10 protein-coding genes are annotated in these 12441 nt (G+C 59.6%); 6 read left to right on the top strand and 4 right to left on the bottom strand.

Annotated elements, in window-relative coordinates; translation table 11 throughout:
• Positions 1-20: 20 nt before the first annotated feature.
• From ACYVKM_RS14395 to ACYVKM_RS14380, 4 genes are read right to left on the bottom strand one after another with little or no spacing between them, the layout of a single operon-like run.
• A complete protein-coding gene (locus ACYVKM_RS14395; protein ID WP_460878303.1) occupies positions 21-2372 on the bottom strand; it encodes a glycosyltransferase family 2 protein in 2352 nt (783 codons plus the stop codon).
• Positions 2373-2421: 49 nt separating this feature from the next.
• A complete protein-coding gene (locus ACYVKM_RS14390; RefSeq protein WP_460878302.1) occupies positions 2422-3828 on the bottom strand; it encodes a class I SAM-dependent methyltransferase in 1407 nt (468 codons plus the stop codon).
• Positions 3818-5185 carry an ABC transporter ATP-binding protein gene (locus tag ACYVKM_RS14385; RefSeq protein WP_460878301.1) on the bottom strand — a complete coding sequence of 456 codons (1368 nt, stop codon included), beginning with the start codon at positions 5183-5185 and terminating at the stop codon, positions 3818-3820. Before ACYVKM_RS14385 ends, ACYVKM_RS14390 begins: the two co-directional genes overlap by 11 nt.
• Positions 5175-5966 (bottom strand): ABC transporter permease, encoded by a 792-nt coding sequence (locus ACYVKM_RS14380; protein WP_460878300.1) that lies wholly within the window; start codon positions 5964-5966, stop codon positions 5175-5177. Before ACYVKM_RS14380 ends, ACYVKM_RS14385 begins: the two co-directional genes overlap by 11 nt.
• A 235-nt stretch (positions 5967-6201) precedes the next feature.
• Here ACYVKM_RS14380 and rfbB point away from each other — a divergent pair, with 235 nt between their 5' ends.
• The 6 genes from rfbB (at position 6202) to ACYVKM_RS14350 (ending at position 12391) form a co-directional block, all read left to right on the top strand.
• Positions 6202-7272: a dTDP-glucose 4,6-dehydratase gene (gene rfbB, locus ACYVKM_RS14375; protein WP_460878299.1), complete on the top strand. Its 1071-nt coding sequence runs from the start codon at positions 6202-6204 to the stop codon at positions 7270-7272.
• Positions 7269-8159, top strand: coding sequence for a glucose-1-phosphate thymidylyltransferase RfbA (gene rfbA / locus ACYVKM_RS14370; RefSeq protein ID WP_460878298.1), 891 nt, complete (start codon positions 7269-7271; stop codon positions 8157-8159). Before rfbB ends, rfbA begins: the two co-directional genes overlap by 4 nt.
• Positions 8156-8713: a dTDP-4-dehydrorhamnose 3,5-epimerase gene (gene rfbC, locus ACYVKM_RS14365; RefSeq protein WP_460878297.1), complete on the top strand. Its 558-nt coding sequence runs from the start codon at positions 8156-8158 to the stop codon at positions 8711-8713. Before rfbA ends, rfbC begins: the two co-directional genes overlap by 4 nt.
• Positions 8710-9645 carry a dTDP-4-dehydrorhamnose reductase gene (gene rfbD / locus ACYVKM_RS14360; RefSeq protein ID WP_460878296.1) on the top strand — a complete coding sequence of 312 codons (936 nt, stop codon included), beginning with the start codon at positions 8710-8712 and terminating at the stop codon, positions 9643-9645. Before rfbC ends, rfbD begins: the two co-directional genes overlap by 4 nt.
• 3 nt (positions 9646-9648) lie before the next feature.
• Positions 9649-11061 carry a mannose-1-phosphate guanylyltransferase/mannose-6-phosphate isomerase gene (locus ACYVKM_RS14355; protein WP_460878295.1) on the top strand — a complete coding sequence of 471 codons (1413 nt, stop codon included), beginning with the start codon at positions 9649-9651 and terminating at the stop codon, positions 11059-11061.
• Positions 11062-11182: 121 nt separating this feature from the next.
• Complete coding sequence (locus tag ACYVKM_RS14350) at positions 11183-12391, top strand: sulfotransferase family protein (protein ID WP_460878294.1); 1209 nt, start codon at positions 11183-11185, stop codon at positions 12389-12391.
• The last annotated feature ends 50 nt before the right edge of the window (positions 12392-12441 follow it).

The raw sequence follows: 12441 nt of genomic DNA, 5'->3' as shown, positions 1-12441 counted from the left end.
CCGGTTTGTCAGCCAGGACATCAGCCTGCCGACATCCGGATTTGTTGCGGCACATTCAATCTCCCTGCTCCCACAGATACAGGCCTCGTCTCCGCATGCCGCCATTCACGTGGCGGAAAAGCCAGCGTGAACGGTTCGCCAGCGAGTGTGAGGTTGGGGTTGTATGCCGGATCACATTCCAGCTGGTTGCCCCAGCGTCGCTTCATGAACTCCACTTCGCTCATGAAACGCGCCCGCTTTTCCGCCGTATCTTCGTGTCCACGCGAAGCGGATTCGTGGTGGTAAAGCTCCGCAAAAGGCGTCCACACATTGGCATAACCCAGCTGGCGCAATCTCAGACAAAAATCGATGTCATTGAAAGCCACTGGCAGGGACGTATCCAGACCACCCGCCTGTTGATAGACGCCCCGTCGCACCATCAGGCAGGCTGCGGTAACTGCACTCATCGTCTGAGTCAGCTTCGCCCGTGCCATCTGACCTGAATGGCCTCTAGGCATACCACAGTAAGGGTGCGCCGCCACGCCATGCACTCCCGTCATCACCCCGGCATGCTGGATGGTGTCGTTGGGGTAGTACAGCATCGCCCCCACCGCACCCACATGCGGACGGATTGCATGGCTGGCCAGTTCCTCGAGCCAATCCGGCGTGATGACCTCGATGTCATTGTTGAGCAGACAGATCAGATCACCCTGGCACTCATGCAGGGCGTCATTGTTGATGCTCGAATAATTGAAAGGCTGGTCGTACCGCCATACACGCACCCGAGGGTGATCGGTGAAACTGGCGAAATAGGCAAGCGACTCCGCCTCGACGGATTGGTTGTCGACTATGACAACTTCGTAATGCGGATAGGTTGTCCGCACCAGGATCGACTCCATGCATTGGCGCAACAGATCCAACCGATCCCGGGTGGGCACAATGATGCTGATAAGCGGCAACGGGTCGGGCAGCGGATGACGTACACGAAAGGCACCCCGCATACCGTCAATCTCCATGACCTTGGCTGCTATGCCGATACGCTCGAAGTGTTCACCCAAGGCGCGCCGACCAGCCTCGTGGGCATAGTTTTTCTGATCCACGCCTTGCGCAGTCGATCCGGCGATCGCCCGCCAATGATAGAGCACCACGGGAACATGGCCGATCTGTTCCGGCCTCAGCCGCTCACTGCAGCGCAGCGCCAGATCCCAGTCCTGACTGCCTTCCAGCCCTTCGCGGAATCCCCCCAGCTCAATCATCAACTCACGCGAATAAATGCCCAGATGGCTGACGCAGTTCTGCCCGTGCAGAAGATCCGGATTCCAGTCTGGCTTGAAGTAGGGATCATAACGACGACCGTCAGCATCAATCTTGTCCTCGTCCGAATAGACGAATTGCCACTGCGGGTTGCGCTGCAACGCTTCGACGATCGTGGCCAGCGCATCGGGATGCAGCTCGTCATCGTGATCGAGGAGCGCCACGTAATCGCCCCGTGCCAAGGTCAGTGCACTGTTTGACGCTACGGAAATATGGCCATTGCATTCGCGCCAGATGATCCTTATTCGGTCGGGAGCGCGATCAGCGTATTCTTCCAGCACCGTCCGGACCTGAGGCTCAGTGGAGGCATCGTCGGCCACGCACAGCTCCCAGTGCGGATAAGACTGCGCCAGCACGCTATCCAGACAACGCCGCAACCAGATTTCCGGCGTATTGAAGGTGGGCAGCAGGACCGAGACCAGCAATCCAGACATGGCCCGCATCGGTGCGACGGGCTGATCGTAAAGCTTCAGCCAACGTTCGTAGGTGGGCGCCTTGATGCTTCCATGCCCGACATAAAGCGCATGCAACGATGTCGCAAAAGCGTGCTGCCCACCGGGCTCCCCCAGTTTTCGCAGGAGGTCAAGCATCAGCCTGCCGCGGCCGGAACCGTGTACGCCCTGACTCCTCGCGACCGCGCACAACATGTGCCAGGCCGCACCGGCACGACTGAGCCGTCTGAGCACGAGGTGTTGCACGCGGAACTTGCATGGAACATTGGCTGGATCGAAACGCAATCGCTGCACATCGGACGGAAGCAGAACGACGCCTGCATGACGTCTCGCACCAAACCGAATGAAACCCAGATACAGCGACCAGGTCTCATGCATGCCATAGCCGTAATCGAAATACAGCATCGGCTCCAGCCGGTCATCCTCCATGCCCTCCAGCTCGACAGAAAGACGGTACCAGCCGGCTATCAGCGGGAAACCATCAGCCACACAGGCAAACTTCGGATCGTTGCCGCTGGCCTGCCATAGCCCCGGCTTGCCCGCCACCGCCTCCAGTTGCTCAAGCGGGTGCAGCGCAAGCTCCATGCCATGCAATCGTCTGCGCAAGCGCCGCAGGATGCCGCGCAAGTGGTTCCCCAATGTTCGATACGTGGACGTCATGCTCAGGTCACTCTGCCTACTGACCACCCTTGATGACCCTTCTTACCCGGGACCACAAGCCGCGCCTTGCAAGCTCATCGATACCCTGCTGCAGCTTCTGCAAGGCAACTTGCGTAGTTGCATGGTTGCTGGCAAGAGCCGCCTGAGTCTCCATTCCCTGTCGCGAGAACGCACGGGACAGGTTCTGTATGTCCACCCGTGCACGCGAGAGCTGGAGCATGCTGGTCATCGCCTGCCGTTCCAGCAAGTAGTGCAGAACGGGATCGCAAACCACTACCTCATATTCAACCCGAACGGTCACCTCCAGCGATTCATCGCCTGATCCTGCTACGAGAGCACTGCCAACCTCGAATTCAACGTTCGGATCGCCATCGAAACTGACTATGCGAAGAGAGTGCATATTGTTGGCCGGGAGCAATTCTCCGTTGATGTGGCCTAGCCGGCCCGGCAACTGATCCAGGAGCCTTCCTTCCACATCGCCTGTTTGCCGCAACATGACCCGCTTCAGTCCGTAGACACCTGGCAAATCGGCGGGATCAAGTCTGAGGTAATCCGGGCAAATGCCGGCAGGCAGCCGGAATTGCAGATCCACGATGTCATCGGACACATCGACCGGTTGTGAAATCATGCGACTTTCGTCGTAAGCCTCGTCATGATGGCGGTAGAAAAGATGACAGACCACGTGCTGCGGCTCGATCACGGCAGCCGACGTCGGGTAGCCATGGGCATCGACCAAGGTGCCTGCCAAGGCCTCGAAGAAGCTGCGTACCGAATCGGGCGAAGCTTCGGCATGCCGCATGAACGCGACGAATGTTGTAGGTACTTGCGAACCCACAGCAACTATACCCAAGCCGTGGTTATGCCTGAAACTGAAGCATGGATAGCTGGTCGACAATTCTTCGAGGAATTGCCCGACGCCGAATCCGCGATCTTGCTGGGCCGTGTCGTGTAACAGCACAACCGCGCGATCACTCAGCTTCGGCAGCCATGTCTCGAAATCATGTCGTACCGCTTCGTAAGTATGTAGCCCGTCGATATGCAGCAGATCGATGCTGCCGTCCTCGAATTCTGCCGCTGCATCATCGAAGCGGGAACGTAGCAGCCGCGAGAAATCTTCGTACAGCGGGTCATGCCGCGCCCGTAACGACTGGTACACCTGCTCGCCGTAATGCAATGCATGCTCGTCACCTTGCCAGGTATCCACCGCTGTACAGCGACAGGACAGATCTAGAGCATGCACCGCCTGGCAAAACGCCAGATAGGAGTTGCCCGAATGGGTACCCAGCTCGACCAGGGTACGCGGCCGCAGGAGATCGACGGCGAGATAGGCGAACGGAATGTGTCCGACCCAACCGTAAGGCGGCACGATGCGTGGCTTCATCAGTACCAGTGGATGCTCTTCGAGGCGAAAATCAGGACTCATGGGTTATTCGTTCCAATCGTACGTCGAGCATCGGTATGCCGATCAGTCCGGACGACAGCGTGCCGCCGGTGGCCATGAAGCGCAAAGCCTCGTGCAGCCAGTGCTGGATTACATATTGCTCCTGGGTTCCCTCGGCCACGCCTACGGTGATGAAGTACTCCCCCGGAACCAGTCGAGGCATGACAAAACGGAAACTTGCCTGAAAGGCCTGGCCACCACTCACGGCGAAGTCACCCTCATGGCTGAGCACGGTGTTGTCACCGAACAGCAGCTGGCCTAGCCGGTCCTTCACGTAAAATCCTACGATCACGTTGTCAATCGCATTCTCTGCCTGCAGTTTGACTTCCAGAGTCACGCCTTCGCCAGCCACCACCATGGCCAGCACCTCATCAGCCTCGTTGCGAAAAGCGACATGGACAATATGCGCCTTGCATTCCCCGAAACCATCAGCATCCGGCTTGAAGGGAAAGATTTGCAGGTCATTACGCAGGACTGATCGATCCATCAGCTCTTGGCGGAAATCAACCTGCTCCGCCGGCGCCAAGTAGGCGCGACCATTCGGTCTGGAGTCACGCCCGCCCGCTCCGCCCTGACGTTCGACAATGGAAGCTTCCAGATAGGCCTCCATGACATTGCGGGCATCACCAATACACTGCACCCGACCATGCTCCAGCCAGATCGCGCGGTCGCAAAGGCTGGTCACCGCGCCACCGTCATGACTGACGAATAGCATGGTGCCTCGCTTGCGGAACTCGCGCAGATAACGCATGCATTTCTGCATGAAGAAAGCATCGCCGACCGCCAACGCCTCATCGATGATCAGGATGTCAGCATCCACGTGCGTCACCACGGCGAATGCCAGCCGCATCACCATGCCCGTGGAGTAGTTGCGTACTGGTTGGTCGACGAATTCGCCGATGTCGGCATAGGCCAGGATGTCCTCGATGCGGGCATCGACTTCGCTGCGACTCAAACCAAGGATGGACGCATTCAGATACACGTTCTGACGGCCAGTGAATTCGGGATTGAAACCACTACCCAGTTCCAGCAACGCAGCCACACGACCATGAATGGCGGCACTTCCCTCGGTGGGCTTGAGCGTGCCGGCGATCAGCTGCAACAGGGTCGATTTCCCGGCCCCATTGCGCCCGATGATGCCGAGTGTCTCGCCACGCCGCACCTCAAAATCGATTTCACGCAGTGCCCAGAATTCACGATAGAACCGTTGCCTGCCACCGATCAGGCTCTGCAGCATTCGATGCACTGGCTTGTCGTAGAGCTGGTAGCACTTGCCCAGCGCACGGGCCTCGATAACCACTTCGCCGGACGATGTCTCCAGAGCAGGTTCAGAGGACATCGGCAAATCCATCCCGTGTGCGCTGGAACCAGACATATCCGAGCAGCAATATAGCCACCGCAACCATGCTGTAGACGCCAAGTGCATGCCAATCCGGCGACTGTCCGAACAACACCAGCTGGCGTGTCTGTTCAATCATCAGGGTCAGTGGGTTGAGAGCAATCCAGCCGCGATACGGTTCATGCAGGCTCGATGCGGGATAGAACACCGGGCTCAGGAACATCAATATGGACGAGATCACACCGGCAACCTGGGTGACATCGCGGACGAACACGCCTAGTGACGCCATCAGCCAGCTCACCCCGCACAGCAACAACACATAGGGCGCATACAGCAGGGGCAGATACAGCACAGTCGCATGGAGCGTGTGCTGCGAGATCAACACGAAGATCAGCAGCACCAGCATGCTCAGAAGCGCATTGAACAGCGTCGAGGCCACCATGACGCAAGGCAGGATGGTCAGTGGAAACACCACCCGCTTCACCAGATTGCTCTGCGAGACGATGACGCCCGGTGCACGCATGATGCATTCGGCCAGCAGCGAGTGGTTGATCATGCCGCAGAAGATCATCAGCGAAAAATCAGCACCAGACTCCATGTTCGGCCACCGCATGCCGAGGAATACGCGAAACGCAAGCGTATAGACAGCCAGCATCAACAGCGGATTGAAGAATGACCAGAGCAGCCCGAAGAAAGATCCGCTATAGCGCGCGGACACATCGCGCTTGGTAAGCTCCCAAAATACGTCACGTCTTGTCCAGATGCGCCTCGACAGCGACATTCTTGCCGTTTCCATTCTTACCCTGCACCTCGCCTAAAAACTGCACAACGCTGAAGCAGCGCCGGACTTCGGTTACCCACCATCGGCCAGTTTCTCAATCTTCACCCCCAATTAATGGCAAACTATTCACCGGTTTGCCGCATACATGCATATCGGCCCACCGGTTCAACGATATCTGCTATTGACGGAACCATCCGCGTCCGAATGTTGCCCATATGACACCAAAGAGAGTTCGATGAACAGCCCATCACATCACACCGAATTGCTGCTCGTTACTGGCGGCGCAGGCTTCATCGGTGCCAATTTCGTACTGCAGGCGGTAGCTGGTGGCCTGCGGGTCGTCAATCTGGACAAGCTCACCTACGCCGGCAATCCAGATACCTTGGCGACATTGCAAGGCAACAACCGGCACACGTTCGTGCAAGGCGATATCGGCGACCGGGCGCTGGTGGCGAAGCTGCTGGCCGAACACCGCCCCGCCGCCATTGTCAACTTCGCGGCCGAATCGCACGTCGATCGCTCGATCGACGGGCCGGCCGAGTTTGTGCAGACCAATGTGGTCGGCACGCTTGGCCTGCTGGAGTGTGTGCGCGACTACTGGCGCGGCCTGGAAGGCGCAGCCCGCGATGAATTCCGCTTCCTGCACGTGTCCACCGATGAGGTGTACGGCTCGCTCGGTGTCGAGGGCAAATTCACCGAAACCACTCCGTACGCGCCGAACTCGCCGTACTCTGCCTCCAAGGCCGCCTCCGATCACCTGGTACGCGCGTTCCACCATACCTATGGCCTGCCGGTGCTGACCACCAACTGCTCGAACAACTACGGGCCATACCAATTCCCGGAGAAGCTCATCCCGTTGGTGATCCAGAAAGCGCTGGCGGGTGAGCCGTTGCCGGTCTACGGCGACGGCAGGAACATCCGCGACTGGCTGTTCGTGGGCGACCACTGCAGCGCGATCCACCGCGTACTGGAGGCCGGCCGGGTGGGCGAGACCTACAACGTGGGCGGCAATGCGGAACGCGAGAACATCGCGGTGGTGAAAACGATCTGTGCCCTGCTCGACACGCGAGCCCCCCTGACCGACGGCCGACCGCGCGAGTCGCTGATCACCTATGTCAGGGACCGCCCCGGCCACGACCGCCGCTACGCGATCGACTCCAGCAAGCTGCAGACCGAACTGGGCTGGCGACCGTCGCAAACGTTTGAAACCGGCATCGCTCAGACGGTGGACTGGTATCTCTCGAACCAGCCATGGGTACAGCGCGTACTCGACGGCAGCTATCGCATGGAGCGTCTCGGCTCATGAGCCATACCCAGAAAGGCATCATCCTCGCCGGTGGTTCCGGCACCCGGCTGCACCCGATCACCCGCGCGGTCAGCAAGCAGCTGCTGCCGGTGTACGACAAGCCGATGATCTATTACCCCCTGGCCACCTTGATGCTGGCCGGCATCCGCGAAGTCCTAGTAATCAACACCCCGCACGAGCAGGCGATGTTCCAGCGCCTGCTCGGCGATGGTTCGCAATGGGGCATCGACATCCGCTACACCGTGCAACCATCGCCGGACGGATTGGCGCAGGCGTTCACCATTGGCCGTGACTTTATCGACGGCAAGCCAAGTTGCCTGGTCCTGGGCGACAACATCTTCTACGGCCACGGTTTCACCGAGCGTCTCAAGCGCGCCGCCGCGCGCGACCACGGTGCCACCGTGTTCGGCTACTGGGTGAAGGATCCCGAGCGCTACGGCGTGGCCGAGTTCGACGCCGCCGGCAAAGTCATCGGGCTGGAGGAAAAGCCACCCCAACCGAAGTCCCACTACGCGGTCACCGGCCTGTACTTCTACGACAGCCGTGTGTGCGATTACGCGGCGGCATTGAAGCCCTCGCCGCGCGGTGAACTGGAGATCACCGATCTCAACCGCTGCTACCTCGACGACGACTCGCTGCATCTGGAACAGCTCGGTCGAGGCTTTGCGTGGCTCGATACGGGGACCCATGAATCGTTGATGGAGGCCGGCAACTACATCGAGACGATTGAGAATCGCCAAGGCCTCAAGGTGTGCTGTCCGGAAGAAATCGCCTACCTCAACGGCTGGATCGACACGGAACAATTGCTGGCACTGGCCGCGCCACTGGCCAAAACCGGTTACGGCCAGTACCTGCAGCAACTGACCAAGCAAGGCCCCGTACGATGAAAGTGATTGAAACCACCCTGCCCGGCGCGCTGATACTGGAACCGCAAGTGTTCGGCGATGCCCGTGGCTTCTTCTACGAAAGCTACAACGAGGCGAAGTACCGCGCGGCCGGTGTGGACCACCGCTTCGTGCAATCCAACGTCTCGCGCTCCGCCCGTGGTGTACTGCGTGGCCTGCACTACCAGTGGCCCAACCCGCAGGGCAAGCTGGTCAGCGTGCTCGAGGGTGAAGTGTACGACGTGGCGGTGGACATTCGTCGCGGCTCGCCCACGTTCGGGCAATCCGTTGGCGTGATGCTGACCGCCGATAACCATCGCCACTTCTGGGTACCCGAAGGTTTTGCGCATGGCTTCTGTGTACTGTCCGAATTCGCCACGTTCACTTATCAATGCACGGCGCTGTACGACGCCAAGGCCGATGCCGGCATCCGCTGGAACGATGCCGGGCTTGGCATCGACTGGCCGCTGAGCGAGCCATTGCTGTCCGAGAAAGACGGCAAGACACCGTTGCTGAAGGATGTCGCACCCGAGCGATTGCCGGTTTTCGTGCCGTGAAGACGCTGTTGCTTGGCGCCAACGGCCAGCTTGGCCGCACGTTTCTCGATCACGGTGGCTTGGCTTCCCGCGGTGAGCTCGTCGTCGCCAGCCGCGACGGCGTGCTGACTCATGGCGGCCACGGCGAGATTGCCGATCTGTCCATTCCGGAGTCACTGCCCGTTCTGCTTGATCGCCTGCGGCCTGATGTGATCGTCAACACTGCCGCCTATACGGCGGTCGATCGGGCCGAGCAGGAAGAAGCGCCAGCCACCCGTGTCAACGGTGAATCCGTGGGTGTTCTTGGCACTTGGGCCGCGGCGCACGGCGCGCTGGTGATTCATTATTCAACCGACTACGTATTCGACGGTCATCAGCCGCAGTCATACGCCGTCGATGCGCCGACCGGCCCACTGGGTGCCTACGGCCGCAGCAAGTTGGCTGGCGAACACGCCTTGCGCGACAGCGGCGCCAACCATCTGACGTTTCGCACTGCATGGGTGTATGCCGCGCACGGCCACAATTTTCTACGCACCATGCTGCGCTTGGGCGCCGAGCGTGACGAGCTGCGCGTAGTGGCCGACCAGCACGGCGCACCGACCGACACCATGCTGATCGTCAACGCCAGCCTGGCGGCACTCGACCGCTGGCGACACGCCGACGCCGCACAACATCGACAGCTCGGCGGCACGCATCATCTGGTCGCCAGCGGCGCCACAACCTGGCATGGCTTTGCCAGCGCCATCTTCGAGCAGGCCAGGGCGCAGGGCCTGATCACGCGGCAACCGCAGATCATTCCGATCAGCAGCGCCGAATTCCCAACGCCTGCCTCGCGCCCGGCGTGGTCGCTGCTGGACAATCGCAGCTTCCAGCAGCATTTTGACTTTCTGCTGCCCGATTGGCAGCACGGCCTGCGGGAAGTTATCCGCCAGTTGGCCACTTCAGGATCCTGAGCCATGTTGATACCACTCATCCTCAGCGGCGGTAGCGGCACCCGCTTGTGGCCGATATCACGCAAGAATCTGCCCAAACAGTTCCTCGCACTGGCCGGCAAGGGCACGCTGTTCCAGCAGACCATCGCACGGACTCAACAGTTGCCCGATTTGAGCGCGCCGATCGTGGTGGCCAGCGAGGATCACCGGTTCCTCGCTGCCGATCAGTTGCTGGAAGCCGGTATCGATAACGCCACCATCGTACTGGAGCCACTGGCGCGTAATACCGCCCCGGCGATCGCGCTTGGTGCATTGCAAGCAATGCAACGCAATGCCGATGCCTTGCTGCTGGTGCTGCCGGCCGATCACCTGATCGGCGACACTGCCGGGTTCGTCGCAGCGGTGAAACAGGCGTTGCCGCTGGCCGAAAAGGGTTGGCTGGTGACGTTCGGCATCCGCCCGGATCGCCCGGAAACCGGCTTTGGCTATATCCGTCGCGCCGAGGCCATCGGCAGTGACGGTTACCGGGTGGAACAGTTCGTCGAGAAACCCGACCAGGCCACCGCCGAATCCTATCTCGCCGATGGCGGTTATGACTGGAATTCCGGCATGTTCCTGTTCAAGGCCACACGCTATCTGGAGGAACTCGCCGCACACGCACCGGCGATGCTGGCTGCCGTGCGCAACGCACACGCCAAGGCGTCCGTGGATCTCGACTTCGTGCGAATCGATCGCGAAGCGTTTGCGCTGGTGCCGGACAATTCGATCGATTACGCCGTGATGGAAAAGACCCGCCATGCCGCGGTGATCCCGGTCAGCTGCGCCTGGAGCGATATCGGTTCATGGTCGGCACTGTGGCTGACTGGCGACAAGGACGCGCAAGGCAACTTGCGCGAAGGCGATACGCTCAGCATCGATACCCGCAACTCACTGCTCCGATCGCACGACCGCCACCTGGTGGCCACCGTTGGTATTGACGACCTGATTGTGGTGACCACGCCGGATGCCACACTGGTTGCCCATCGCGACGCCGCGCAGGATGTGAAACGCATCGTTGACCAGCTCAAGGCCTCCGGTCGCAGCGAGCATTCGCTGCATCGTGTCGTACATCGCCCATGGGGCAGCTACGATTCGCTTGAAGCCGGCAGTCGCTTCCAGGTCAAGCGTATCGTCGTCAAGCCCGGTGCCAGCCTGAGCCTGCAGAAGCATCATCATCGCGCCGAACACTGGATTGTTGTTTCCGGTACCGCTGAAGTGACTTGCGACGACAAGATATTCCTGCTCGGTGAGAACCAGAGCACCTACATCCCACTCGGCAGCGTGCATCGTCTGCGCAACCCCGGCAAGGTGTCGCTGGAGCTGATCGAGGTGCAGTCCGGCAGCTATCTTGGCGAGGACGACATCGTGCGCTTTGACGATGTGTATGGTCGTGCCTGAGCCGATTCCATAAAAGAACAGGACCGCGAAGCTCGATCGGATCGACACGAGGATTTCGCAAAATACATCAAAGTGTGCGAAATTCCCCGTTGATTCCGAATAGCCAAGGGGGTGATCGCACGTGCCTGATTTCCATGCAAAGCACGGCAAAGGGCCGATTTTCGTGGTCGGCTCGCCACGATCCGGGACGAGCATACTCACTTGGTGTCTCGGTCAGCACGCGAACATCCTCCCGCAGGAAGAGTCGGTATGGATGGGCAAATTCGCGATGAATGTCGGCGTTCAGTACCAGATGGGACGCAAGCGCGGAGAACGCTCGCAGCTGGGTGCCTTGAATGTCGATCGCGACGAATTTTTCAGCATGTTCGGTGACAGCATCAACGATCTGATACTGCGTCACCGTAACCACCTGGAACAAAACAGCCTGCGCAGCGCCAAACAGAACCCGCTGCAGATCCATTCCGCCTTCAATGTATCGCGATCAAGAACCGAGCCGAAGTCGCGCTGGGTCGACGGAACACCCGAATACTCTCTCTATATTTGCGGCCTCAAGAAGCTCTTTCCGAATGCGAAGTTCGTGCATATCGTGCGCGACGTGAGAGCGGTGGTGGATTCACTGCTGAATTTCAGGCCAGACGACGATCTTGCATTTGTGGAGACAGAGCAGCAGGCCTACGAGTACTGGTTGCGCACCGTGCAGGCTTGCGTACAGGCAGAGCAGGCGCTGGGCGCGCAAATCATCCACAGACTGCGCTACGACGATTTGGTGCACCGACCTGAATGGGCCATCCGCGGCGTACTCGAATTCCTGGACGAACCCTTCATGTCCGCGTGCGTCGAGCCACTGACCAACCGCATCAACAGTTCGAACGTTCCCGCCGACTTCCACACGGCGGACCCGCGAACCAATCCGAACCTCGTCGATCAGGCACTGCGATTGAGCGAACAATTGCAGCAACCGCTGGCCAATCAGTCGCCATCACCTCACGCCATGCATGAGTTCATGGGGGCTTTCAGTGAGCGTGTGGCCTACATGGCAGGTCTTGATACGCAGTACGGATTGGCGATCAAGGAGATAGACAGGCTTTCCGCGATCATTTCGCGGCTATTGAAGAAATTGAATTGGTGCGGAGTGATGCTAGCTGTTCAACTATTGTTGGCAGTAGCCGCGAATCTCGCCGAGATCGCATCCAGGCAAGCTCTCCCCGCTGCAAACAGGCTGCTTTGGCTGACCACAGCCGCAGCATGCACGGGTGTCTACGCAGTGATTCGCCCAACCAGCCTCCGCAATCTCGCCACGAGGATCACGCGCCGGCGTAGATCGAAATAGGTGCCGCTTCAGAGTCCGAGTGCAATTCCCCGTGCGCGTTGGAATCACGC

This window comes from Rhodanobacter koreensis (assembly GCF_054782855.1).
This window is presented reverse-complemented; position numbering and strand designations above follow the sequence as displayed.